Annotated in this window: 22 protein-coding genes and 1 pseudogene; 7 read left to right on the forward strand and 16 right to left on the reverse strand. The window is 33.1% G+C overall.

Going from position 1 to position 23,716, the window contains the following annotated elements; all coding sequences use genetic code 11:
• Positions 1-1,055: pseudogene (locus DFQ02_RS15310) on the reverse strand (agmatine deiminase family protein); the annotation flags it as partial.
• A gap of 326 nt (positions 1,056-1,381) precedes the next feature.
• Between DFQ02_RS15310 and DFQ02_RS04965 the strand changes: the two are divergent.
• Positions 1,382-3,175: a prolipoprotein diacylglyceryl transferase gene (locus tag DFQ02_RS04965; protein WP_116039888.1), complete on the forward strand. Its 1,794-nt coding sequence runs from the start codon at positions 1,382-1,384 to the stop codon at positions 3,173-3,175.
• A gap of 318 nt (positions 3,176-3,493) precedes the next feature.
• Here the strand turns inward: DFQ02_RS04965 and DFQ02_RS04970 are convergent, their stop codons facing one another.
• Positions 3,494-4,660 carry an agmatine deiminase family protein gene (locus DFQ02_RS04970; protein ID WP_116039889.1) on the reverse strand — a complete coding sequence of 389 codons (1,167 nt, stop codon included), beginning with the start codon at positions 4,658-4,660 and terminating at the stop codon, positions 3,494-3,496.
• 850 nt (positions 4,661-5,510) lie between these two features.
• Between DFQ02_RS04970 and DFQ02_RS04980 the strand changes: the two genes are divergently transcribed.
• Positions 5,511-6,131, forward strand: a complete 621-nt coding sequence (locus DFQ02_RS04980) for a YqaA family protein (protein ID WP_116039891.1) — start codon at positions 5,511-5,513, stop codon at positions 6,129-6,131.
• A gap of 6 nt (positions 6,132-6,137) precedes the next feature.
• On the opposite strand, the gene DFQ02_RS04985 is transcribed toward DFQ02_RS04980, so the two are convergent.
• From DFQ02_RS04985 to DFQ02_RS04995, 3 genes are all read right to left on the reverse strand, one after another.
• Positions 6,138-6,671 carry a DUF4251 domain-containing protein gene (locus tag DFQ02_RS04985; protein WP_116039892.1) on the reverse strand — a complete coding sequence of 178 codons (534 nt, stop codon included), beginning with the start codon at positions 6,669-6,671 and terminating at the stop codon, positions 6,138-6,140.
• Positions 6,672-6,811: 140 nt separating this feature from the next.
• A complete protein-coding gene (locus DFQ02_RS04990; RefSeq protein WP_116039893.1) occupies positions 6,812-7,192 on the reverse strand; it encodes a hypothetical protein in 381 nt (126 codons plus the stop codon).
• 19 nt (positions 7,193-7,211) lie between these two features.
• A complete protein-coding gene (locus DFQ02_RS04995) occupies positions 7,212-9,320 on the reverse strand; it encodes an elongation factor G (protein ID WP_116039894.1) in 2,109 nt (702 codons plus the stop codon).
• Between the two features lie 395 nt (positions 9,321-9,715).
• Between DFQ02_RS04995 and DFQ02_RS05000 the strand changes: the two genes are divergently transcribed.
• From DFQ02_RS05000 to DFQ02_RS05010, 3 genes are all read left to right on the forward strand, one after another.
• Positions 9,716-10,006 (forward strand): DUF3817 domain-containing protein, encoded by a 291-nt coding sequence (locus tag DFQ02_RS05000; protein WP_116039895.1) that lies wholly within the window; start codon positions 9,716-9,718, stop codon positions 10,004-10,006.
• A complete protein-coding gene (locus DFQ02_RS05005) occupies positions 10,003-11,298 on the forward strand; it encodes a mechanosensitive ion channel family protein (protein ID WP_116039896.1) in 1,296 nt (431 codons plus the stop codon). The genes DFQ02_RS05000 and DFQ02_RS05005 overlap by 4 nt, the downstream gene beginning before the upstream one ends.
• A gap of 116 nt (positions 11,299-11,414) precedes the next feature.
• Complete coding sequence (locus DFQ02_RS05010; RefSeq protein ID WP_147297732.1) at positions 11,415-12,209, forward strand: hypothetical protein; 795 nt, start codon at positions 11,415-11,417, stop codon at positions 12,207-12,209.
• A gap of 66 nt (positions 12,210-12,275) precedes the next feature.
• Here the strand turns inward: DFQ02_RS05010 and leuB are convergent, their stop codons facing one another.
• From leuB to DFQ02_RS05035, 5 genes are all read right to left on the reverse strand, one after another.
• On the reverse strand, positions 12,276-13,331 hold the full coding sequence (gene leuB, locus DFQ02_RS05015) for a 3-isopropylmalate dehydrogenase (protein ID WP_116039898.1): 1,056 nt from the start codon (positions 13,329-13,331) through the stop codon (positions 12,276-12,278).
• A 17-nt stretch (positions 13,332-13,348) separates the two neighbouring features.
• A complete protein-coding gene (locus DFQ02_RS05020) occupies positions 13,349-14,848 on the reverse strand; it encodes an alpha-isopropylmalate synthase regulatory domain-containing protein (protein WP_181896357.1) in 1,500 nt (499 codons plus the stop codon).
• A 54-nt stretch (positions 14,849-14,902) separates the two neighbouring features.
• The gene (leuD, locus tag DFQ02_RS05025) at positions 14,903-15,502 is read right to left on the reverse strand and encodes a 3-isopropylmalate dehydratase small subunit (RefSeq protein WP_116039900.1); all 600 of its coding nucleotides are present in this window, start codon (positions 15,500-15,502) and stop codon (positions 14,903-14,905) included.
• Positions 15,503-15,555: 53 nt separating this feature from the next.
• Positions 15,556-16,965 carry a 3-isopropylmalate dehydratase large subunit gene (gene leuC, locus DFQ02_RS05030; RefSeq protein ID WP_116039901.1) on the reverse strand — a complete coding sequence of 470 codons (1,410 nt, stop codon included), beginning with the start codon at positions 16,963-16,965 and terminating at the stop codon, positions 15,556-15,558.
• Positions 16,966-17,187: 222 nt separating this feature from the next.
• The gene (locus tag DFQ02_RS05035; RefSeq protein WP_116039902.1) at positions 17,188-18,075 is read right to left on the reverse strand and encodes a DUF72 domain-containing protein; all 888 of its coding nucleotides are present in this window, start codon (positions 18,073-18,075) and stop codon (positions 17,188-17,190) included.
• Between the two features lie 171 nt (positions 18,076-18,246).
• Between DFQ02_RS05035 and DFQ02_RS05040 the strand changes: the two genes are divergently transcribed.
• Positions 18,247-18,663 carry a glyoxalase gene (locus DFQ02_RS05040; protein WP_116039903.1) on the forward strand — a complete coding sequence of 139 codons (417 nt, stop codon included), beginning with the start codon at positions 18,247-18,249 and terminating at the stop codon, positions 18,661-18,663.
• Positions 18,664-18,757: 94 nt separating this feature from the next.
• On the opposite strand, the gene DFQ02_RS05045 is transcribed toward DFQ02_RS05040, so the two are convergent.
• Both DFQ02_RS05045 and DFQ02_RS05050 read right to left on the reverse strand, forming a co-directional pair.
• Positions 18,758-19,441, reverse strand: a complete 684-nt coding sequence (locus DFQ02_RS05045) for a DUF2461 domain-containing protein (protein WP_116040056.1) — start codon at positions 19,439-19,441, stop codon at positions 18,758-18,760.
• 68 nt (positions 19,442-19,509) lie between these two features.
• Positions 19,510-20,286 (reverse strand): tRNA pseudouridine synthase A, encoded by a 777-nt coding sequence (locus DFQ02_RS05050; RefSeq protein WP_116039904.1) that lies wholly within the window; start codon positions 20,284-20,286, stop codon positions 19,510-19,512.
• 100 nt (positions 20,287-20,386) lie between these two features.
• Between DFQ02_RS05050 and DFQ02_RS05055 the strand changes: the two genes are divergently transcribed.
• Positions 20,387-20,806, forward strand: coding sequence for a hypothetical protein (locus DFQ02_RS05055; RefSeq protein ID WP_116039905.1), 420 nt, complete (start codon positions 20,387-20,389; stop codon positions 20,804-20,806).
• 55 nt (positions 20,807-20,861) lie between these two features.
• Here DFQ02_RS05055 and hisIE read toward each other — a convergent pair whose 3' ends face one another.
• From hisIE to hisH, 4 genes are all read right to left on the reverse strand, one after another.
• Positions 20,862-21,455 carry a bifunctional phosphoribosyl-AMP cyclohydrolase/phosphoribosyl-ATP diphosphatase HisIE gene (gene hisIE, locus DFQ02_RS05060; RefSeq protein ID WP_116039906.1) on the reverse strand — a complete coding sequence of 198 codons (594 nt, stop codon included), beginning with the start codon at positions 21,453-21,455 and terminating at the stop codon, positions 20,862-20,864.
• Between the two features lie 59 nt (positions 21,456-21,514).
• Positions 21,515-22,270 carry an imidazole glycerol phosphate synthase subunit HisF gene (hisF, locus tag DFQ02_RS05065; RefSeq protein WP_116039907.1) on the reverse strand — a complete coding sequence of 252 codons (756 nt, stop codon included), beginning with the start codon at positions 22,268-22,270 and terminating at the stop codon, positions 21,515-21,517.
• A gap of 64 nt (positions 22,271-22,334) precedes the next feature.
• Complete coding sequence (gene hisA, locus DFQ02_RS05070; protein WP_116039908.1) at positions 22,335-23,060, reverse strand: 1-(5-phosphoribosyl)-5-[(5-phosphoribosylamino)methylideneamino]imidazole-4-carboxamide isomerase; 726 nt, start codon at positions 23,058-23,060, stop codon at positions 22,335-22,337.
• A gap of 1 nt (position 23,061) precedes the next feature.
• Positions 23,062-23,700: an imidazole glycerol phosphate synthase subunit HisH gene (gene hisH, locus DFQ02_RS05075; protein WP_116039909.1), complete on the reverse strand. Its 639-nt coding sequence runs from the start codon at positions 23,698-23,700 to the stop codon at positions 23,062-23,064.
• Positions 23,701-23,716 lie beyond the last annotated feature (16 nt).

The raw sequence follows: 23,716 nt of genomic DNA on the forward strand, positions 1-23,716 counted from the left end.
GAAAAAATACTTTTAAATATAATTTCAATCTCGGCATCTTTAGAAATAGCCTCATCACTTCCTAAGTATGGTGCATAACTTGGTACAATAACTTTATTTTTAGTAATGATGAAATTTAAATAACTAGTAGATCTTAAAAATGATCTGATTGTATTTTCATATGATTCAATTTCAAAAAGTAGAGGAGCCATAGGTACTCTAATAATATTTAAAGGATTTCCATCTTGATCCGAGGCATTTTTAAGAATATTATAGTTTTCTTCTAAGCGCTCATGAGCTATTTTCATAATAGGGTTTGTGTTTAACTCACTACTATCTACCTTAGCCAGCAAAAGTGTATTTGGAGATATAAATCTGCAAAAAGCATCAATATGATTACCCGCTCCATTGGTATAAATACTATCAAATAAAGGCATAGCAGCTTGTACCTCATCTTGTGGAAGCCCCTTTTTTAACCAAATAATTTTTTTAACACCCAATTTCTTTTTCAATTCGTTACCAATTTCTTTTTTAGTAAGTTTTGGGTTGTTATCCATTTCGTGCTTTTCAACCAAAATAGCTAATCCTTTGCCATTTAACTCCCTTGCCCCACCAACACTAATAAGTTTAGAGGCTCTTAACCTTTCTTTAAATAAATACTGGTATTAGTAAGGAAAACTGTGTCTTTTTAGGTTATAATAATTAAAACTTAAAGTTTTTAATTTTCCGTTTTCATTTAATAAAAAGGATGGGCCGTAGTCTCTAATCCAAATATCGGTATTCGAAACAGTTTGTAATTGAATATTGTCTATATTAACGCCAAATAACTTAAGATCATTAAAGACACTAAGGTGTTCAATTGTATTAGGCACGAATAAGATAACATGGTCATCTTCTGCTAAATTTTTAATGAAATTACGGTACGTGTTTATATAAACAGGAGACCATACTAATAGATGTGATTCTGTCTCATCAAAATCGGTTGAGGCTTGATAATCTTGGTCTAAAGCAATAAAATGCCAAGCAAAACTTATTGCCAATACAAGGCAAATAAGCACAATTATTTTTCTTTTCATTGAGCGCTATCGTATGGATTGCATACTAATACTAAATTAGATATAAATTTTTATATAAAATAAAAGTTTTTAGTAAAACATTAGGGTATAATGGGTACGAAATGAATTTTTTTAACATTTACTACATTTATTTATTCGAATATTTTAAGAACAAAAATGTGTCTCACCAATAATTTATTGGGTTTTAGGTTCTGTAGACTCCAGTGAATGATAGTACCAAGCTATTGATATATGTCCGAAAATATCTTTCGGAGACTATTTCGGAACATTTCTGAATCACAACATATTAAATTTATGGAACAGTTTAATTTTTAAAGGTTAAAATCATGACACTATCACTATCAACCCCGCAGTTTTTCTACCAGCTTTTTTATGCATTGGCTTTTGTGTTTATGTTTTGTGTAGTAATCTATAAAAGCATCAAAAAAGGGCATCATCTAAGATCAGTATTATTAATGTTTGCTACATTAACATTATTTATTATTATTGGAACACGTTTATTTACAATTCCATTATTTGAGTGGTACGACGCTATGAGTTCACCGTACTCTGAATTCAATAATAGATCTTCAATCGGTGGTATTCTTTTTGGGTTAGTGGGGCTTTTAATCATACAGCGCGTATTTAAATTTGGTAAGAGCATGTTTGATTTATTTGCATGGGTAGCCCCAATTGCACTTGGTATTACAAAATTAGGTTGTTTATTAAATGGTTGTTGTTATGGTTTAGCGTCTAATGCTATTTGGAGTATTAAATATCCTGCCGGTACCAATGCGCATCACAACCATTGGTTAACTGAGAACATAGGACAAGACGCCCTATATTCACTTTCTGTACACCCCGTACAATTATATGAAAGCCTAACACTATTTACAATTGGGTATATAGTATGGAAAACCAAAAATAGATGGAAAGGGAGTTTGAGTACAATACTATTAACTATGATTTTATACTTTTCATTACGCTTTGGAATAGAGTTTTTTAGAGATCATAGTGTGTCACAATTTGGTACGTTACATTTCTATGGAGTATGGGTATATCAGTGGGCCATGTTAGCCTTGGTGTTTGTTTTAGGCTTGCTATTGTGGTTTTTAGAAGGTAAAGTAAATACTAAAAAAATAAAAACAATTCAAGAGGCACCTTATATACATTCTGAGTTTATCTATATAATTATCTTATCTATACTTATCTATAGTTTTCAAAACGTATTGAGCCCTTTTGAGTTTAATGTTATATGGACAATTTTTATAACAGCCGTTCTTTTTTCGGGATACTATCTATTCACTACCAAAGAACTAAATGGATATAATAAACTCATATTTGTAACTTTACTAACCCCATTTTATGTCTTAGGTCAATCTATGCAAGAAAACACTTTAGGAGTTAAAAGCTATAACCGCATTGATGTAGGAGCCTCTTTTGGTAATTTTAATAATGAGGTTGCTTTTGATCCTCAAGAAGTTCAGAATGAATGTGGTACTTCAACCAGCTACTCTTATGAGTACTTTAAACAAGTCTACCAAATTGGTGGTGTTGGCTATTCTCATGTTGTAACTAAAAAGAATCATACCAACACTTTTGGAGCTAACATTTCTGGTGGAACTATAAAAAGTACTAATTTAAGTACAGGAGATTCTGAATCTGAATTCATTTTTGGAGTCAATCCATACATGAAGTGGGATAGTAAATGGTTTGGAGCCGGTTTTGGTTTTCAAATCGGAAAATTACGCCTAAATAAAGACGATAGATTAGATGTCACAAATATTGAAGATGCGCAAAAAAACCATATAATTTTACCAGAGTTTCATGCTCGGATAGGACCAAGAAAATATTTAGACATTGATTATAATTACGGTTTTATGATGCCTTCAGCGTTTCCAACACTGTACTCAAGATCAAGTATAGGAAGCAGCTTTGGACTTTCTGAAGATTATAGTTTTCGTTACGGGCATATTTGGAATTTAGAGACAGATTATGTTTCCGCCGAAGCTTTACTATCAGATAACTTAGGTGTCAATGTAATGTATGTGTTTAAAGAAAACAACTTTGATTTTCAAGAAGAATCCTCAGGAAAATTTATGTTTTCACTAAATTATCGCTTTGGTTATAAACAGAAGTAGTGTTTTTTGAATTGGTATAACATTGCGTTTTGAATGTGTTTAAAAGTAAAGGTATGGTTGATGTTAATGAAATCTAATTTTGAGATTAGGTTTTACGTAGTGAAACCAAATAAACTCAAAAAAGATTCGCAGGCTCTTATTTATTGAAATAGGAGTGGAGCGAGAAACCAACTCTGTTGGTTCACGAATCTTAAATTGAAAATGAAAATTTGAGTAAAACACTCTTAGCACGAAATGACGGTAGGAGAATAGTGTAATGTGTGTGGAATGTAAAACTTTAGTATTAAGTATAAAGTTGGCTAATACATGTATACAAAATTATGCTATTTTTTTCTTTTTCTTTTTCTTTGGTCTATTTATTGATATACAATGAAAACCGCCACCAATTCTATTAAGTTCTACACAGTCTAGCATAACTATTTTTTTTTCAGGAAAAATACTTTTAAATATAATTTCAATCTCGGCATCTTTAGAAATAGCCTCATCACTTCCTAAGTATGGTGCATAACTTGGTACAATAACTTTATTTTTAGTAATGATGAAATTTAAATAACTAGTAGATCTTAAAAATGATCTGATTGTATTTTCATATGATTCAATTTCAAAAAGTAGAGGAGCCATAGGTACTCTAATAATATTTAAAGGATTTCCATCTTGATCCGAGGCATTTTTAAGAATATTATAGTTTTCTTCCAATCGATCACTAGCTGTTTTCATAATAGGGTTATTATCTAGCTCACTACTATCTACCTTAGCCAGCAAAAGTGTATTTGGAGATATAAATCTGCAAAAACTATCAATATGGTGTCCGGCTCCATTGCTAAATATACTATCGAATAGTGGTGTAACAAGATGCACTTCATCCTGTGGAAGTCCGCTTTTTAACCAAATAATTTTTTTTATACCCAATTTTTCTTTCAGCTCTTTAAATATTTCATCTTTACTAAGTTTAGGGTTTGCAGCTTGTTCATGTTTTTCAACCAAAATAGCCAACCCTTTGCCATTTAGCTCTCTGGCACCACCAATGCCAATAATACGTGAAGCCCGCAAGCGCTCTTTCATTATATCTTGGTATTCATAAGGAAAGGAGTTTTCTTCATAATCGGAATATTTAAAACTTAAAGTTTTAGTTTTTCCGCTCTTGTTCATTAAAAATACAGGGCCAAAATCCCTAATCCATATTTTCTCGTTAAATATAGGTTCTAGCTGAACGTTATCCATGTTAACACCAACAGATTGAAGTGCATTAAATACACTATCAATTGGAGTTGATTTAGGAACATATATCGAAACATGTTCATCATCAGCTAAATACTTAATAAAATTAATATAGGTGTTTTTGTGGTCACGAGACCAAACAAGTAAATGAGATTCAGTTTCATCAAAATCTGTAGAAGGTTGATAGTCTTGATCAAAAAATAAGAAAAACCAACCAAAACTTGCTGCCATTACAAGACAAGCAAGTAAAATTATTTTTGCTTTCATTCAGGACTCGTTCCTGTAAATAGGAACATGTCAAAATTAAATATAAATTAAATACGAAAATGCTATACATAGCATAATTTTATAATCTTGGGCAATTTGACGAGAAATGCGAAGTATTTACTAATACAGGAGCAGGATGTTTCTTTAGTATTTCCAAACTTCATGGGGTATTTTACACAATAGAGAATTTACAGCTTAAGAATGTTAATTAACACTTGGTAGTTTGCATCAAGGCAAAAGATAACGCACAAAAAGAAAACTTTAATTGAAGTTCTACATAGAACAAGTGTATAGAAATTTGCTCGCAGAGAAATTTTATACTCTTGTGGCAACTTGACGAGAATTGCGTAAAATTTTTTTTGACATACATTTTATCAATTACGCGAATTTTAAAACAGTGCAAAAAGTGAAGCTTTTATTTGGCGTTGGCAAGCGATGGATAATTGTGTGTAAAATAAATTGTGGTAACAATTTGATTTTACAAAACAATCGAGCGCTTGGTAGCGGCTATTTTACATAACGGCAAATTATAGATACAAATGTTTTAAAAAACTCTGCGAAACAAACCGCTTAATAGTTTAATGACCCAAGTTCTAATTATTCTAATGAAAACAAATGCTTCTGGGATATTTTACATAATAGAGAATTATAGCTATCAAATGTACATTTGGGATAAACAGCAATACAAACACATTTGTGCTATAATTTATATTATGTCAAATAGTAATTTTAGAACTAAGAACGCTCCACTACATCGAATAATCATGTTAAAAATAGTTTAAAGGTTTCCTATTTCTTTTTTGGACCAAAAAAAGAACCTATTTTCGCCATTCTTGGAATTGCTATTAAAATGAAACCCAAAGCTAGAACAAAAACTTACGGGAAATCTCGTTTGCGTTTATTGCATCAATATTATAGCTATACAGGCTTTTATAGCTTTGTGGGTAAAAGTGTTTTAAAAGCATTACCTTATATTGTTTTGGCGGTGGTAGCTATCTATGTTATTAATACTTTTTTTGACATAAATACCATGCTCACAAATTTAACCGAAGTTTTACCAGTTTATGGTGTACTAATTTTCTTTTTTACTTCTGAAACCCTATTGGGTCTTGTTCCACCAGAATTGTTTATTGCATGGTCTGGTAAACTTAGTACACCTTGGGGTTATCTTATTTTGTTGGCTTCTTTATCTTATTTAGGGGGTTTGCTAAGTTATTTTATTGGTGATATGATTACCAGAATTCCAAGAGTACACCGTTATTTAGAAGAAAAAATGCAAAAGCAACTAAAGAATTCTAAAAAATGGGGTGGTTTTTTGATTGTGGTAGGTGCTTTATTACCACTACCCTTTTCAATTTCTTGTTTAGCAGCTGGTATTATTAACTACCCGTTTAAAGGCGTTTTGTCTTTTGGGTCCTTACGTTTATTGCGTTTTGTAATTTATGGACTGGTTATTTTTAATGTATTTTAAATATTATTATTCCACAGTTACTTCACCTCTATAACCAATATAGGAACGTAAATTACTATTTACATGAATATCAGTTTTTAAGCTAGGGAAAACGGTCAGGTTAATTTGATATACCTCTGCACTATTTTTTAACTCAAAATAATATTCATACTTGTTCTTTTTCTTATTGAAGGTTTGTTCGAAAACTTCTGGTTTACCATTAAAACTTATTCCTGTTTCACTGGTGCCATACGGAGGTGCAAATCGCCATTCACCATAATATGGTAGGTACACCGATACGCTATCACTAATAATCTTAAAGTAATTAGCGTTTCCAATCAAACTAATATTTCCTCCAGTGGAATCAAATGGTAATAACCCTAGATTTGCTATCATGTAAGCATTTAAAGGGTTGGCCCATTGCGCCTCTATATTTATAGTATCCATTTTTAATACGGTATGCATTTTCTCTAAAGCTTCTGTATTGTTTAGCTGTTTTCTGGAGCTGCAGCTTATAACAATAATAGAAAAAACTAAGACCCAAACAATTCTAAGCATCATAACCCTGTGTTTTTATTTAATAATGGCACAACATTCATACCAATATAAATCCTTGTTTTTAAATTACTAATTAATTGATTAACATAAAAAAAGCTAGAATATTTTAACATTCTAGCTTTTTTTACTTGTTAACGTTTAATTTACAACCACTCTCTAAAATAGTCCATCATTTCTTCTTTAAGATCATAGTGCATTTTTATATATGTACGCATGTCATCTTTTAACGTATGCTGTTCATTTTGTAAACGACCATCAATATTTTCGTTATAATCAGCTTGATTAATATTAGCCATTTTATTTCTAATTCGGTGTTTTAATTTAGAAATGGCGTCTTTTTCAATCATGATTCTGTTTTGAAAATTCTCTAAAGGTACTGTTGCATTTTTACCAAATTCACGTCCCGCTATTTCCTCTAATTTTTCTTCAAACGTATCCATTTCGCTGAAATGAAACTGTAATTCTCTTTTCCAGGTATCTAAATTAAATTTAAGATCACTCAAATAATTTGCTTTCGTTATCATAGTTTAAATACTTATTTAATTATACTTCTTCTTTTACTAGTTGTTTTTGGATGTTATTAGGCACCGGTTGGTAAGATGAAAACTTGGAGCTAAACGTTGCTTTTCCTTGAGTTAACGAGCGTAAATCTGTAGAATAGTCAAACAATTCTGCTGCAGGAATGGTACATTTTAGTATTTGATAATGCTCTAAATTATCAAACCCTTGAATAATGGAACGTCTGCTTTGTAAATCGGTCATCACATTCCCTACCATATCTTCCGGTACTTTAACGGTTAACTCGTTTGTTGGTTCTAATAACTTAGGATTGGCATTTAAAAAGGCTTCTTTAAAAGCATGCGCTCCTGCTATTTTAAACGATATATCGTTAGAATCTACCGGGTGCATTTTCCCATCATAAACCATGACTCTTACATCGCGAATAAATGATCCTGTTAACGGCCCCTCTTCCATAACTTCTAGAACCCCTTTCATAACCGATGGGATATAGCGTGCATCAATAACGCCACCTACTATACAGTTATAAAAAACCAGTTTTCCACCCCAAGGTAAGTCGACTTCTTCTTTACCTCTAATATTAAACCCTTCGGGGTCTGGCATCCCATCAAACCATGGCTCTATTTTAAGATGTACCTGTGCAAATTGGCCAGAACCACCCGACTGTTTTTTGTGTCGGTAATTAGCTGTTGAAGAGCGTTGTATGGTTTCTCTATATTTAATTTTAGGTTTCTCGTATTGAGCTACTATTTTATAATCATTCTTCAATGTCATATCTATAATGGCTAAATGTAACTCACCTTGACACCCTAAAACTTGCTCTTTAGATTCTTTTGAGTAATTAATAACCACCGTTGGATCTTGCTTGTGAATTTTACGAAGTGCATCACTTAACTTTTCTTCATCGGCCTTATTACTAGCGGTCACAGCTTTATTAATTCTAGGTTCTGGATATTGAATGGGTTTTATGGTAATAGGTTTACTACCACTGTAAAGTGTGTCATTGGTTTCAGTGTCTTTTAATTTTAAACTAGCACCAATATCACCCGTACTTAATTTATTTACTGGTTCACGATTTTTACCATCCATAATAAATAATTGATTGATAACCTCGGTTTCTCCAGTTCTAGAATTGGTTAGTCTATCATTTATATTAATCTCTCCAGATTTCACTTTAAAGAAAGTAATTTGACCTAAATTAGGCTGATAGAGAGTCTTAAAAACGAAAAGAGAGGTGTCTGCTGATGGCTTGGGTACAATCTCCTCGCCTTCTAAACTTTGTTCTGGTTTTAAATTGGCTGCAGCTGGTGCTACGTTATCAATGAATCCCATTAATCGTCCGCTACCCATATCTTGCAAGGCCGATACGCAGAATACTGGAAATAAATCGTGGTTTAGCATTCCTGCCTTAATACCTTGCCGCATTTCATCTTCATTTAAAGTACCTTTGTCAAAATAGAGTTCCATAAGTTCCTCGTCATTCTCGGCGGCTTTTTCTACAAGTTCATTATGAAGCGTTTCTGCCTTTGCCTTTTCAAAATCAGGAATTTCTAATTTTTCAGGCTTCCCTCCTTCTGGTCCAAACTTATAACATTTCATTTTCAACACATCTATAATACATTGGGCACCACCAAGTTTTATTGGGTATTGTATTTGTGCCACATTATTTCCTACAAGTGTTTTTATACTTCTAAAAGCATCTTCAAAATTACAATCTGGGTGATCAATTTGATTTATAATAAATAAGGTTGGCTTGTTGTATTTATCTATATAATTCCAGATAATTTCAGTGCCAACCTCTACGCCGTGTTTTCCATTAATCACGGTAGCTATGGTGTCTCCCACCCTGATGGATGAAATAATTTCGCCAATGAAATCGTCTAAGCCTGGGGTATCAATAATATTAATCTTGTAATTGCGCCATTCGGTATGTATGGGCGTTGCAAATACCGATGCTTGACGTTGGTGTTCTATATCATGATAGTCAGAAACCGTATTATTGTCTTCAATGGTACCTCGTCTATTAATTAGTCCTGCTTCAAACAGCATCGTTTCGGCCAAAGTGGTTTTACCACTATTATGAGCCCCTACAAAAACCACATTTTTTATGTGCTTATCATCAAATACTTTCATACGTTTAAAATTTTAATAATTAGCTGATTTTCGTGTTAATTTTAAAATTGAGAACGTTTGCATATGCTATGCTCTCGCATTAAACCTGCCTGCTAGTAGGCAGGAATTTCAAACATTTCAGTAAAAAGATGTTCAAAATTCATTAACATTTGTTTCATATGCCTTTGGTTTAATTTACAGTTGATATGTTTATCTTTTGAAAAAAAAGAAACTCTTTAAATTTTTAAAGATGATATAAAGCTACTCTCAATATTTATAAAAAAATATGATTATTGTCATACCCTTAGGTAAGTATCAAATGATAAATGTGGCAAGTCTTATAAAGTTACAACAAAATTGTAGTATCTCAACCATTATTTAATCAGTCTGCGTATTTTTGTTTCAAAATTGGTCTTATGTTTTCACTACTTAATATGTTTAAAGTCATTGCTTTTTTAGAAGGCATATCTTATATACTTCTACTTTTTATTGCTACCCCAATGAAACACTTTGCAGATGAACCACAGTATGTAAAACTATTGGGAATGCCTCATGGTATTCTTTTTATGATTTATGTGGTATTGGCTTTTGTTTTAAAACCTGATTTTAACTGGAATAAAAAAGCATTTCGAGGTGTACTTTTAGCATCAATTATTCCGTTTGGAACGTTCTTTATTGAACGCAAATATTTAAAATTGGCAAAATGATACAGGAAACAGAAAATACCGAAGTAGTATCTAAAGTCCCTGAATTAGCATATAAATTCTCCAAGTTTCTTACTGACAAAGGCATTGAAAACGAAACAGTTGTATGGTTAAACATGGCAGGATTATTAATTGCTTCTATAATTATTGTGTTTTTAATTGATTTTTTAATTAGAAAGATTCTATTGCAAATGTTTACACGGTTTGCTCAGGCATCAAAATCTAACTTTGATGATTTGTTGGTGGCTAATAAAGTCCCAAGAAATATAGCACATATCATTCCATTACTTCTTGCGTTAGAATTGGTTCCCATTATTTTTTATGATTTCCCTGATTTTGAAATAGTTGTTGAAAAAGCGTTACAGGTATTTGCCATTGTATTAACGCTTTGGATAGTGAGAAGCCTTTTATTTACCTTAAAAGATTATTTAAAGACCTTACCAGGTTTAAGAGATAAGCCTGTTGAAAGCTACATACAGGTTTTTATGATATTTGCTTGGGTAGCAGGTATCATGTCTGCCATAGCAGTCATAACAGGTATTCCGTTCTTAAAATTCTTGACTGGCTTGGGAGCTGCTTCTGCTGTTATTATATTAATTTTTAAAGATACTATCCTAGGATTCGTTGCCAGTATACAAGTGTCTATAAACGATATGGTACGAATTGGAGATTGGGTAACTTTTGAAAAATTTGGTGCTGATGGGGATGTTATAGAAATTACCTTAGCCACTGTAAAGGTTCAGAATTGGGATAAAACCATCACTACTATTCCAACTTATGCGCTGATTTCGGATTCTTTTAAAAACTGGCGTGGAATGACAAGTTCTGACGGCAGACGTATCAAACGCTCTTTAAGTATTAAAATGGATAGTGTTAAATATTTAAGTGAAGCAGATATTGAAAAACTTAAAGGTATTCAGCTCATCCAAAAATATTTAGATAAACGGCAAAGTGATATTGAGACTCACAATAAAACCAATAACATAGACAAATCCTTAGCTATAAACGGAAGAAACCTAACCAACCTTGGAGTTTTCAGAAAGTATGTTCAAGAATATATTGAAAACCACTCTGCTATAAACAAGGATATGACTATTATGGTGCGACAATTAGCACCATCATCACAAGGCCTACCCATTGAAATTTATGCCTTTAGTAATGATAAACGCTGGGTTAATTACGAATATATCATGGCCGACATTTTTGATCATGTTATTGCTGCTACACCTTATTTTGATTTAGAAATATTTGAATTACCTAGTGGCTCTAGTTTCACTTTGAAACAACAAGAATAACCTTTTGTCGATATAATTTTACTTTTTAACGAATAATGACGTATATTTGAACACTTCCCTCAATTAAGTGTCTGCAGTTACGGTGCTTAATTTTCATTATAATTATTATATCGGTTATGAAATATTTATGTTTTGTAGTTACTTTGGGTATAATGTGCTCTAAATTAAATGCTCAAAGTGAAGAATTTCTTTTTAATAAAGATCTAAACCAATTAATTGTTTTAAAAGAAGGAGGCTCTCCTTACGTATTTGAAGTCTTATCAAAAGAGTATACCACCGCTATAAAAAAACCTGAAACAAAAAGAATATCTAAATTTTACACAAAGGCTTTAGCATATGCTAATAAAGCTAAAAGCGATAGCATACAAATAGCGCAACTAAAAAAAGACTCTCTGTACACGCCCAAGGTGGCAAAAAAACTCAAAATAGCAGAAGTTAATAATCGTTTAAAAACTGCTAAACGAATCTTAGAGAATACTGAGAAGTATGAATTAGTCCCAAGTGAAATTGTGTTGGAAAAACGGGAAGATTTAAAAATGCGCCGAAGTATTTTTAAACCACAAAACATACTGATTGGAAAATTTAAATGTTTAGGTGCATATTACGTTACTAGAGGTTTTGATGGTTACCCTGAAAGAACATTAATTTCTGTTGCCGATGCACAAAAAAATAAATTAACAAAAAAACACTTTCTCTTGGATAATACATTTCAATTAATTCAAAATGTAAAAACTAATGTTATATATATGGTTTATCCAGATTTTTTAGAAAAATATCCAATTAACATGGTGGCTTCCCAAAATAAATATAGAGGAAAAATTACTTTATCTGCTACCTATACTAATGAGATAGATAAAAAGTTAGATGCTATTATTGTAGAATATAATAGAAATTTATTGAAAATTATGTAGAATTGAAAAGACCTATCAAATTTGATAGGTCTTTCAAGTTTTAGTTAGTTTATGTAATGTGTATTATCAAATACTAGCTGCTAACCAGTCTCCTACTTCGCTAGTTCCATAAGCTTTATCACCATCTGCTAGATCTTCTGTAACTATACCTTCTGCTAGTGCTTTGTTTACTGCCTCTCTTATTACTTTACCTTCTTCTGTTAAACCGAAGTTTTCAAACATCATAGCTGCTGATAATACAGTTGCCATAGGATTTGCTATATTTTTTCCAGCTGCTTGAGGGTATGACCCATGAATAGGCTCAAATAAACCTATATCAGAACCCAAAGATGCCGATGGCATTAACCCCATGGACCCTGAAATTACAGAAGCTTCATCAGTTAAAATATCACCAAATAAGTTTTCTGTAATTAATACATCATAATCAGAAGGCCATTGAACTAGTCGCATCGCTACAGCATCTACAAACTCATAAGACACTTGTACTTCTGGATATTCAGCTTCTAAACCCTGAACCGTTTCTCTCCATAAACGCGATGTTTCCAATACATTGGCTTTATCAACACAACATAAACGTTTAGAGCGTTGCATAGCCAATTCAAAGCCTTTTCTTGCTAAGCGGGTTACCTCTTCCTTTGTGTAAACACAATTATCATAAGCCGTATTTCTGTCATCTCTTCTACCCTTTTCTCCAAAGTAGATACCACCAGTTAACTCTCGTAAGAACACTAAATCTGTTCCTTCAATGCGTTCTTTTTTTAATGGAGATTTATCTAGTAACGATGGGAATACAAATGTTGGACGTACATTAGCAAATAACCCTAGTGCTTTACGCATTTTTAATAATCCTTGTTCTGGACGTACAGGTGCAGATGGGTCGTTGTCATATTTTGGATCTCCAATAGCTCCAAATAATACAGCATCAGATGATTTACAAACATTATGAGTTTCATCCGGATATGGTTCTCCAACAGCGTCAATTGCTGCAGCTCCTGTTAATGCTGGTTTCCAAGTAATCTCATGACCAAATTTTTTGGCAACGGCATCACTTACTTTTACAGCCTGGTCAATAACTTCAGGTCCAATTCCATCTCCTGCTAAAAGGGCTATGTTTAATTTCATTTTAAATTATATTATATCTAATTATTAATAATGTTGAGCATTTTTTCGGTAGCTTTTATTGCCGAAACAGTTTGATCTGAATCTAACCCTCTGGTTTTAAATTCAGATTCTTTATTTTTCCATGTGATTATAGTTTCACACAAGGCATCAGAACGACTCCCTGGGGGGATTCTCACAGCGTAGTCTACCAAATCTGGTAGCACTCTATTTTTCTTTTTAAATATCTTTCTGATAGCATTCATAAACGCATCAAATTGGCCATCGCCTTGTGCATTTTCTTCAAACGATTCTCCTTCGATATTAAGTGCAATAGTAGTAGAAGGTTTTAAGCCTTTTGAATGAGTTAAAACGTAAGAATCAACCGTTATTTTTTCCTCATAAGAGCCACTATCTAAAACATCAGAAATAATATATGGTAAATCTTCTTTTGTAACCACTTGTTTTTTATCACCAAGCTCTATGATACGCTGGGTTACTTTTTTAAGTTCATCTTCATTCAGTTTTAAACCTAACTCCTGTAAATTCTTTTGAATATTGGCTTTACCAGAAGCTTTACCAAGTGCATATTGTCTGGTTCTACCAAATCGTTCTGGTAACAAATCACTGAAATATAGGTTCTTTTTGTTATCACCATCGGCATGAATACCAGCAGTTTGTGTAAAAACGTTCGCTCCTATAATAGGCTTATTTGCAGGAATTATAATTCCAGAAAAGTTCTCTACTAATTTACTTACTGTATAGAGTACTTTTTCATTAACCCCAATCTTAACTTCTGGAACAAAATCGTTAATCACAGCAATAGTGCTAGACATGGGAGCATTTCCAGCACGTTCACCCATTCCGTTAACAGTAAGATGTAATCCGTCTGCGCCAGCTCTTAATCCTTCAATGGCATTTGAAACTCCTAAATCATAATCATTGTGCGCATGAAAGTCAAAATGTAAATTGGGATATTTATTTTTTATTTCAAAAACGAAGTCATAAGATTCCTTTGGGGTAAGGATTCCCAAAGTATCTGGAAGCATGATGCGCTTAATAGGCTGCGTTGATAAAAACTCTAAAAATTCAAAAACATATGCTTTTGAATTACGCATCCCATTACTCCAATCTTCTAAATAAACGTTGGTAGCTATACCTTGATCTGCCGCCAACGAGATTGTATTTTCTACTTCTTTAAAGTGCTGATTAGGTGTTTTTTTAAGCTGATGAGTTAAATGGTTAAGCGAACCTTTAGTAAGGAGGTTTTGCACTCTAGCTCCTGCTTTGACCATCCAATCTATTGAAATACCACCGTCTACAAAAGATAACACCTCTACGGCATCTAAATGGTTGTTTTCCTTAGCCCATTCTGTGATGTTTTTGACTGCTTGAAATTCACCTTCTGATACCCGTGCCGAAGCAATCTCTATTCTATCAACCTTAAGTTCTTCTAATAATAGTTTTGCAAGTGTTAGTTTTTCAGAAGCAGAAAACGACACACTCGAGGTTTGTTCTCCATCGCGTAATGTCGTGTCCATTATCTCAATTTTCTTCATGGAAAATGAATGAGCTATTAAATTGTTTTGTATGCTTTAAAAAGGTCTAGTCTCACCAAATGCAGCAATTTCTTCCTTCATGTTTTGTAAGTAGTCTATATCATCAAAACCATTTAACATATTGCCTTTTTTGTAACCATTAATATCAAAAGATTCAGAATCACCAGTTGATAGCAAGGTTACTGTTTGGTTTGGTAAATCTACTTTTATTTCGGTTTTAGGGTCAGCTTCAATAGCATCAAATAATTTTTGAGCAAAATCAGGAGATACTTGAACCGGAAGTACACCAATGTTTAAACAGTTATTTCTAAAGATATCTGCAAAAAATGATGATATTACACAACGTAATCCAAAATCATACACAGACCAAGCAGCGTGTTCTCTTGATGATCCAGAACCAAAATTCTTTCCACCAACTAATATTTTAGAACCTGCATATTTTGCGTCATTTAAAGGAAAATCTGGAATTGCGTTTCCTTCAGAATCATATCTCCAATCTCTAAAGAAGTTGTCTCCAAAACCTTTACGCTCTGTAGCTTTTAAGAAACGTGCAGGAATGATTTGGTCTGTATCTACGTTTTCAATTGGTAACGGATACGCTGTACTTGTTAATACTTCAAATTTATCGTAAGCCATGTTTTTTATGCTTTTAGCCAAATAGTTGTTATTGGCAATATTTTAATAATTGATTATACAGTAACTTCTTCTAGCAAAGTTCTTGGGTCTGTAACAACACCCGAAACTGCCGTTGCCGCCGCTACTAATGGTGACGCTAACAAAGTTCTCGAACCTGGTCCTTGACGGCCTTCAAAATTTCTGTTGGATGTTGATACGGCTAATTTACCTGCAGGAACCTTATCGTCGTTCATAGCAAGACAAGCAGAACATCCTGGCTCTCTCAAAACAAAACCTGCAGCTTCTAATATTTTATCTAAACCTTCTTCTTTTATTTGGTCTACTACTTTGTGTGACCCAGGAACTAACCAAGCTGTAATGTTATCTGCCTTTTGACGACCTTCTACAATTGAGCAAAAGGCTCTAAAGTCTTCTATTCTTCCGTTAGTACAAGATCCTAAGAACACATAATCCACTTCTTTGCCAATCATATCATCACCTTCATTGAACTTCATGTAACCTAGCGACTTTTTGTATGTTGCTATACCTCCTTCAACTTCTTCAGCCATTGGGATTGATTTAGTAACACCTATTCCCATTCCTGGGTTGGTGCCATAGGTAATCATAGGTTCAATATCAGCCGCATTATAAGTAAATTCAGCATCAAACTCAGCATCTTCTTCGGTGTATAATGTTTGCCAGTATTCCATAGCTTTATCCCAATCAGCTCCTTTTGGGGTATGCTTTCTGCCTTTGATGTATTCAAAAGTCTTTTCGTCGGGAGCAATCATACCGCCACGAGCACCCATTTCTATAGAAAGGTTACAAACGGTCATACGACCTTCCATGGTCATGTTTTCAAAAACATCACCAGCGTATTCTACAAAGTATCCTGTAGCACCAGAAGTAGTCTGCTGTGAAATGATATAAAGTGCAACATCTTTTGGTGTTACTCCAAAACCTAATTTACCATTCACGTTAATACGCATCTTTTTTGGTTTAGGTTGCATGATACATTGTGTTGACAATACCATTTCAACCTCAGAGGTGCCAATACCAAAAGCAATAGCACCAAAGGCGCCATGTGTAGACGTATGAGAATCACCACAAACAATTGTAGAACCAGGAAGCGTAATTCCATTTTCAGGACCTACAATGTGTACAATTCCATTATTTCTATGTCCTAACCCCCAATGCGAAATACCGTATTTTGCAGCATTATTTGCTAAAGCCTCTAGTTGATTAGCAGATAAAGGATCTGCAACAGGTAAATGTTGGTTCCAAGTTGGTGTGTTATGGTCTGCAGTTGCAAATGTTTTTTCTGGGTACATAACGCCAATACCACGATTCTTTAAACCAACAAAGGCTACTGGACTTGTTACTTCGTGAATAAAATGACGATCTATAAAAAACACATCTGGTCCATCTTCAATCTTTCTGACCACATGCGAATCCCATACTTTGTCAAATAATGTCTTGCTCATAATATTTTTATTAATTGTAAAAAAGCTACTTTTTGCTAAATAAAATATAGCCTCCTGGGGCTATAAAGGTCGACAAAGTTAAAACATTAAACCAGTTTTATAAAGCTTTACAGTGGTTTGTTATTAACTTTTTATAAAATTAATAAAGGAGGTATTATAAAATGAATTTTATTCAATGTATTCCTATAATCACTTATAATTTTTAAATCTAAAAATTATAAGTTAAAGTAAAGTTTGTTGGTTATTATCATTTGGTATTTTTAAAGAACTGCCCAACGTTGCATTTAATTTTTTAATGAAGTATGCTGATAATAAAGGGGATTCTTTTTCAATATTTTGGTGGATAAAAAAATCGATTTCCTTTACACCCTGTTCTTGCCAAAGTTTTAATCGATCTACCCAATCATCTAATCTACTATAATCTGTTTCATGATTGGCTCCAACGTACCTTACAAAAGCTGTTGAGTTTGTTAAACACATGTGCATTAAATCACGCCTTCCGGCAGTGTCTACTATAACATTAGAAATATTATTGTTTTCTAAAAGTTCATACAATTCATTGGCAACCAATTCATCATTATACCAGTTGGTATGTCTAAACTCTATTGCTAACGGTATTTCTTTTGGCCATTCTTCAACAAAATTTACTACCCTGTCAAAATCCTTTGGCGCAAAATTATTGTGCATTTGTAGAAATATAGTTCCTAGTTTTTCTTTTAGATTGGTTGCATTGTATAAGTAATGTTCAACAACTTCTTTAGTTTCATTGAGTCGTTTCCAATGACTTATTTCCTGATTTAATTTTGGGAAGAACTTAAAGTTTGAAGGCGTTTTATCATACCATTTTTCAAATTGTTCAGCTGGAAAAATACGATAAAATGTAGCATTTAACTCAATTGCATTAAATTGTCTAGAGTAATATTCTAACTCATCTTTGGTGCCTCTTGGGTAAAAACCCTTCAAGTCTGCCCTATTCCATTTTGCACAGCCAACATAGATTTCAGGAACATTGTCATCTTTAACCCTGTTAAGTACGTCTTTAGTTTTAGGATGGTCTTTTGGTAATCTAAAATCTATATCTTGGGGATTATCTACACTTCCGAATTTCATAGTTTGGCTTTCTTCAAAAGTAATAATTTCAGTCTTTTAAAAAAATCATAAAGCTTAACCAACTGAAAGTAAACATGTTATTTAAAATTGTTGATAACCTCGTTAAAAACTATGTAAACACTACCGTTTTTCATTTTATTTATTCTCTACTTTTATTAAAACCCAATAGTTATGAACCCGAGACAAACCAACCTAAAGGATATTCGTCCTGAGATTTATTCTACAACTATTAATAACAATATGAGTGATGATGAGCGTTTTCAAAATCAGGTATTAAGACCAGTTATAAAGCTTCAAAACGATTTGTTAATTGCTGTGTTCAAAAATTATATTGTGAAGCATAAATCGGTTTTTTATGATTTAACAATAGATAAACGCATTGATTATATTGAAAACGCGATTCATAAGGATATGAAATTCCGAAATTCTATGAAAGGCATGGTTATAGGATTATTTACTGTTGAGGAATACACTCTGTATATTCAGAATTCATCTGCCTTAAATAAACGCATGATGAACTTGGTTAAAGAACGTTTATTAAGTCAAATTCAATTATTTGAAAGACCGGAGTTGTTGGCGGCTGTGTAGTGCCATTACAAACGCAGTGAAGCAATCTGTTATTTTTCAATTTAAAAGATTGCTTCGGTCATCGCGAAAGCTATCTGGTTTCCTTGTAATGAAGTTAGTCTATGATTGACACCCCATTCAAATCTGTAGTTAAGACATCGCTCATGTATTCGAAAAACGGCCGCACTGCCTTAAAGGAAGCGTTTACATCGTCTAAAAAATCAGTTGAAAGTACCTGTTTATCGGTATATTTTTTAATAAAAATATATTGCTTTTTCTTAATTAAATCTATGGCTTTGTGTTCTTTACTGAATCCTTTTGGAGCTGTCTTTACTTCATCACCAACAAAAGTATTTCCCCATACTCTATTGAAATCTTCATTAGCCAAAATGTCACGGATTTCTTCATCGTCCATTTCAAACTCCTTCCTAATGCGTAATAAATCAGCAGGATTAGGTTCCCAAAACCCTGTGGCAATAAAACTTTCATCATTTGGTTGAATGTGCAAATAGTATCCGCCTCTTAATTTAGGTTTGGTTCTATGGAAAGATCCACCAAAATGGGTTTTATATGGTAATTTATTCTTAGAAAAACGAACATCTCTGTAAATACGAAACATTTTCATTTTATCGATTTCGTCGTGCATATTCAAGTTTTCAAAAATGGAATTGTAAACGCCCTTTACCTCGGCTTCAATAGCTTTGAATTCCTTTTTATGTTCGTTAAACCAGTCTCGATTGTTGTTTTTTTCTAATTTTTTAAAGAAATCTAAAGCAGCTTTTGGTACAGAAACACTCATTTTATGTTTGTTTATTTTTTGAGAATTAATAGTCTTTGGCAAAACCGAAAATTACAAAAAGTAAGGATTTATTCAAACTCTACACCATTAAGAATTAATCCAGATGCTGGGGCTATATATTCCATCTTAACAAAAACATCAGGTTGCAAACTATGTTTAATGTCTTCTAATGAAAGTTTGCCTTTTCCTAAATCAATCAAAGTTCCCATCATTAAACGTATTTGATTACGCATAAAACCTTTGCCTTTAACCCTTAACAAATACGTTTTGTCAGGAAAGTAATTAGCACTGTATAAATTGTTTTCAACCAGTTCACATAATTCAATGTCTCGATAGTATACACCTTTATGTGTTGGTTTGAAACAATAGGATTTAAAATAATGTGTTCCTTCAAACAATTTAGCACCTTGCTTCATCAAATCGATATTTAAGTCATCTAAAATAGTAGTCATGATGGGCGCACAAAACGGATGGCATTTTTTGCCATAAGTAAACAAATAAATGTATTCCTTTGTTTTAGGGTGATTAATAATATTGAATTTAGAGTCCACTTCCTTTATTGATAAAGCTCTAATATCTTGAGGAAGATTATAATTAAACAACTCTAAAAAGGTTTCTAAATCTTCTATGGGCTCATTTAAAAACAACTCAAAAGCAGCACATTCTGCTGATACCATTGCATCAGTTCTTCCTGAGCTTAAGCTTTTAAAAGGCTTTCCTTCTAATATAAAATTCAAAGTTCGGTCAACCATTAAATGTAGTGTTTTAACATTGGGTTGTTTTTGCCAACCGTGAAACCGGTATCCTAAATATTGAATTGTAATAACATAAAAATACTTTTTCATCATGTGCTTTTAACGTCTTGAAAAATACACTGTTTTACTAATTGTAGCAAAAAATTTATAAATTAGTAGTACTAAATAATCAACTAAAAAATCAATATCTATGTCAGATTCTGTAGCAAACAGACCCCCCATTACGTTTTGGATTGTAAGTGTTATTGCTCTACTTTGGAATGGCATGGGTGTTAAAGCTTATTTGCAACAAGCCTATAACACTGAAGCATACCAGAAAATGTACACTGCAGAACAACTTGAAATTGCAGCCAACATGCCTGCATGGGTTACAGCACTTTTTGCTATTGCGGTTTTTGGAGGTTCTATAGCGTCCATTGGTCTTTTGCTACGAAAAAAATGGGCCACTAAACTTTGGTTATTATCGCTAATAGCTGTTATAAGCCAAATGGCTTACATTTTAATTAATGTTTATGCCTCAAGTATTGGAATGACCATTATGATAATTGTTTTGGCAATATTCTTTTATTGGTTTTCAAGAATGTCTAGTTCAGAAGGATGGCTTAAATAAGTCAAATCGCAATTAATTTAGCAGGCATTAGTTATGATCAGTTAAAACTTATTTTTTATTTATGACGCCTCTTTAATTCTGCTTCAATGTCCTTTAATGTAAAACCTTTTGCTTGAAGTAACATTAGGTAGTGGAATAATAAATCTGCTGATTCATATAAGAATAACTCATCATTATTGTCCATTGCTTCAATAACGGTTTCAACAGCTTCCTCCCCTACTTTTTGAGCTACTTTGTTGATTCCTTTTGAGAATAAACTGGCAACATAAGATTTGGCTGTGTCTTTATTGGCAATACGTTCTGCAATCACATCCTCTAAAGCAGAAAAGAAACCGAAGTTTGATGCATTATCTTCACCCCAGCAATTACCTGTACCTTTATGACATGTTGGACCTATAGGATTTACTTGAATTAATAAGGTATCCGCATCACAATCATTTTTGATAGCAACTAAATTCAAAAAATTTCCACTTTCCTCACCTTTAGTCCATAAACGCTGCTTACTTCTACTAAAAAAAGTTACTTTTTTAGTGTTAATTGTTTTTTGATAAGCCTCTTCATTCATATAACCTAACATCAATACATTTTTTGTTGTAGCATCTTGAATGATAGCTGGTATTAGTCCGTTTGAATCGTATTTTATTTTCATTTTATTTTAAGTTAAAATAGATCACACTTTGATTGTAATAAGTGTAACAGTGTGAAAAATTAAATTCGAACCTCAATTCCGTTGTCTTTTAATTTTGTCTTTAAATAAGGAATAGGAATTTCACCAAAGTGAAAAACACTTGCCGCTAAAGCTGCATCCGATTTTCCTTCCGTAAAGGTATCAATAAAATGCTGAACATTTCCTGCTCCACCAGAAGCTATGATGGGAATGTTCAATTCTTCAGATAATCTTGCTAAGGCTTTATTAGCAAAACCGCCCTTAGTGCCGTCGTGATTCATTGAAGTAAATAAAATCTCTCCAGCACCTCTCTGCTCTACTTCTTTTGCCCATTCAAATAAATCTATTTCGGTTGGTATGGTTCCTCCAGCTAAATGTACTTTCCATGTACCATCAATTTCTTTGGCATCAATAGCAACAACAACACATTGGCTACCAAATTTGTCTGCTAATTCATTTACTAATTCAGGACGTTTTACCGCCGAAGAATTAATAGATACTTTATCTGCTCCGTTTTTCAAAAGCGCATCAACATGTTCAACAGAAGATATACCACCGCCTACAGTAAATGGAATATTTACCTGTTCTGCCACATGCAATACCATTTCTAAAGTGGTTGCACGTGCTTCAAGTGTTGCGGTTATATCTAAAAAGACTAACTCATCTGCTCCATAATCGGCATATTGTTTTGCCAATTCTACAGGATCTCCAGCATCACGCAAATCCACAAAATTTACACCCTTTACGGTGCGACCGTTTTTAATATCCAAACAAGGAATAATTCTTTTTGTTAGCATATTTTAGCTTTTGGCTTTTGGCTTTTAGCTATTAGCAAAAAACTAACAGCTAAAGGCTAATAGCTTATTTTTCAATTATATAATCTTCCAATTGCTTTAAACTAATTTTATTCTCGTAAATAGCCTTTCCAATGATAGTACCTTCACAACCTAGTTCTGCTAATTTTGGTAATTCATCAAACTTTGAGATGCCTCCAGATGCAATCAATTTTATACCTTCTAATTCATTTAGCATTTTTTTATATAAATCAAATGAAGGACCTTCAAGCATGCCATCTTTGGCAATATCCGTACAGATGACATAGGACACACCTTTGCTCATATAATTATTTACGAATGGTATTAACTCTTCATCAGATTCTTCTAGCCATCCACTAATCGCTATTTTTTCATTATTAGCATCTGCTCCCAAAATGATTTTATCACTTCCGAATTTCGACAACCAGCTTTCAAAAACATCTGGTTTCTTAACAGCGATACTACCACCTGTAATTTGGCCAGCACCAGACTCAAAAGCGATTCTCAAATCTTCATCGGTTTTTAAACCACCTCCAAAATCGATTTTTAAATTGGTTTTAGTTGCAATTTGTTCAAGTACTTTGTGATTTACAATATGACTGGCCTTAGCACCATCTAAATCGACCAAATGCAAATATTCCATACCGTGGTCTTCGTATTGCTTAGCAATTTCTAATGGATTCTCATTATACACCTTCTTTGTGTTATAGTCTCCTTTGGATAACCTAACACACTTACCTTCAATTATATCAATAGCTGGGATTATTCGCATTTTATAATTCTAAAAAGTTCTGTAATATTTTAGCACCTTCATTTCCACTTTTTTCAGGGTGGAATTGTGTGCCATAGAAGTTTTCATGTCGTAATGCCGATGCATAATTGATTTCATAATCAGTAGCTGCAATAGTTTCATCGCAGTGTTCTGCGTAATAACTATGCACTAAATACATATATTCGTTCTCTTTAATGTCTTTGAACAAATCAGATTTCAAATCCTTAATGACATTCCAGCCCATTTGTGGCACCTTAACATCCTTTGAAAAGCGTTTAACATTAGTTTGAAAAATCCCTAAACCGTCAGTATTACCTTCCTCGGTATGTAAGCACATGAGTTGCATTCCTAAACAAATACCTAACACTGGTTGTTTTAGCGTAGGTATCAATTTATCTAAGCCACTCGCTTTAAGCATAGCCATTGCTGAACTTGCCTCACCTACCCCAGGAAAAATCACCTTATCTGCTGCCTTTATTTCTTCTGGATTTTTTGACAAGACCGCTTCATATCCCAAGCGATTAAAGGCAAATTGAATACTTTTTATATTTCCTGCACCGTAATCTATAATTACAACAGAAGCCCCTCCTAGCCTCCCCGAAGGGGAGGAATCCTTACTCGAATCTACAAACTCAGTCATACTTTTATTTCATCAT

Source organism: Seonamhaeicola aphaedonensis (assembly GCF_003386195.1).
Taxonomy (GTDB): domain Bacteria; phylum Bacteroidota; class Bacteroidia; order Flavobacteriales; family Flavobacteriaceae; genus Seonamhaeicola; species Seonamhaeicola aphaedonensis.

Excerpts from the sequence above, each read along its gene's own strand:
- DFQ02_RS05005 (WP_116039896.1), top strand. The coding sequence starts at position 10,003 with ATGATACAGGAAACAGAAAATACCGAAGTAGTATCTAAAGTCCCTGAA.
- leuC (WP_116039901.1), bottom strand. The coding sequence starts at position 16,965 with ATGAGCAAGACATTATTTGACAAAGTATGGGATTCGCATGTGGTCAGA.
- DFQ02_RS04970 (WP_116039889.1), bottom strand. The coding sequence starts at position 4,660 with ATGAAAGCAAAAATAATTTTACTTGCTTGTCTTGTAATGGCAGCAAGT.
- DFQ02_RS05050 (WP_116039904.1), bottom strand. The coding sequence starts at position 20,286 with ATGAAAAAGTATTTTTATGTTATTACAATTCAATATTTAGGATACCGG.
- DFQ02_RS05055 (WP_116039905.1), top strand. The coding sequence starts at position 20,387 with ATGTCAGATTCTGTAGCAAACAGACCCCCCATTACGTTTTGGATTGTA.
- DFQ02_RS04990 (WP_116039893.1), bottom strand. The coding sequence starts at position 7,192 with ATGATAACGAAAGCAAATTATTTGAGTGATCTTAAATTTAATTTAGAT.
- leuD (WP_116039900.1), bottom strand. The coding sequence starts at position 15,502 with ATGGCTTACGATAAATTTGAAGTATTAACAAGTACAGCGTATCCGTTA.
- DFQ02_RS05000 (WP_116039895.1), top strand. The coding sequence starts at position 9,716 with ATGTTTTCACTACTTAATATGTTTAAAGTCATTGCTTTTTTAGAAGGC.
- DFQ02_RS04980 (WP_116039891.1), top strand. The coding sequence starts at position 5,511 with ATGAAACCCAAAGCTAGAACAAAAACTTACGGGAAATCTCGTTTGCGT.
- DFQ02_RS05040 (WP_116039903.1), top strand. The coding sequence starts at position 18,247 with ATGAACCCGAGACAAACCAACCTAAAGGATATTCGTCCTGAGATTTAT.
- hisH (WP_116039909.1), bottom strand. The coding sequence starts at position 23,700 with ATGACTGAGTTTGTAGATTCGAGTAAGGATTCCTCCCCTTCGGGGAGG.
- DFQ02_RS04995 (WP_116039894.1), bottom strand. The coding sequence starts at position 9,320 with ATGAAAGTATTTGATGATAAGCACATAAAAAATGTGGTTTTTGTAGGG.
- hisA (WP_116039908.1), bottom strand. The coding sequence starts at position 23,060 with ATGCGAATAATCCCAGCTATTGATATAATTGAAGGTAAGTGTGTTAGG.
- DFQ02_RS05020 (WP_181896357.1), bottom strand. The coding sequence starts at position 14,848 with ATGGACACGACATTACGCGATGGAGAACAAACCTCGAGTGTGTCGTTT.
- hisF (WP_116039907.1), bottom strand. The coding sequence starts at position 22,270 with ATGCTAACAAAAAGAATTATTCCTTGTTTGGATATTAAAAACGGTCGC.
- DFQ02_RS05045 (WP_116040056.1), bottom strand. The coding sequence starts at position 19,441 with ATGAGTGTTTCTGTACCAAAAGCTGCTTTAGATTTCTTTAAAAAATTA.
- DFQ02_RS05010 (WP_147297732.1), top strand. The coding sequence starts at position 11,415 with ATGAAATATTTATGTTTTGTAGTTACTTTGGGTATAATGTGCTCTAAA.
- hisIE (WP_116039906.1), bottom strand. The coding sequence starts at position 21,455 with ATGAAAATAAAATACGATTCAAACGGACTAATACCAGCTATCATTCAA.
- DFQ02_RS05035 (WP_116039902.1), bottom strand. The coding sequence starts at position 18,075 with ATGAAATTCGGAAGTGTAGATAATCCCCAAGATATAGATTTTAGATTA.
- DFQ02_RS04985 (WP_116039892.1), bottom strand. The coding sequence starts at position 6,671 with ATGATGCTTAGAATTGTTTGGGTCTTAGTTTTTTCTATTATTGTTATA.
- DFQ02_RS04965 (WP_116039888.1), top strand. The coding sequence starts at position 1,382 with ATGACACTATCACTATCAACCCCGCAGTTTTTCTACCAGCTTTTTTAT.
- leuB (WP_116039898.1), bottom strand. The coding sequence starts at position 13,331 with ATGAAATTAAACATAGCCCTTTTAGCAGGAGATGGAATTGGACCTGAA.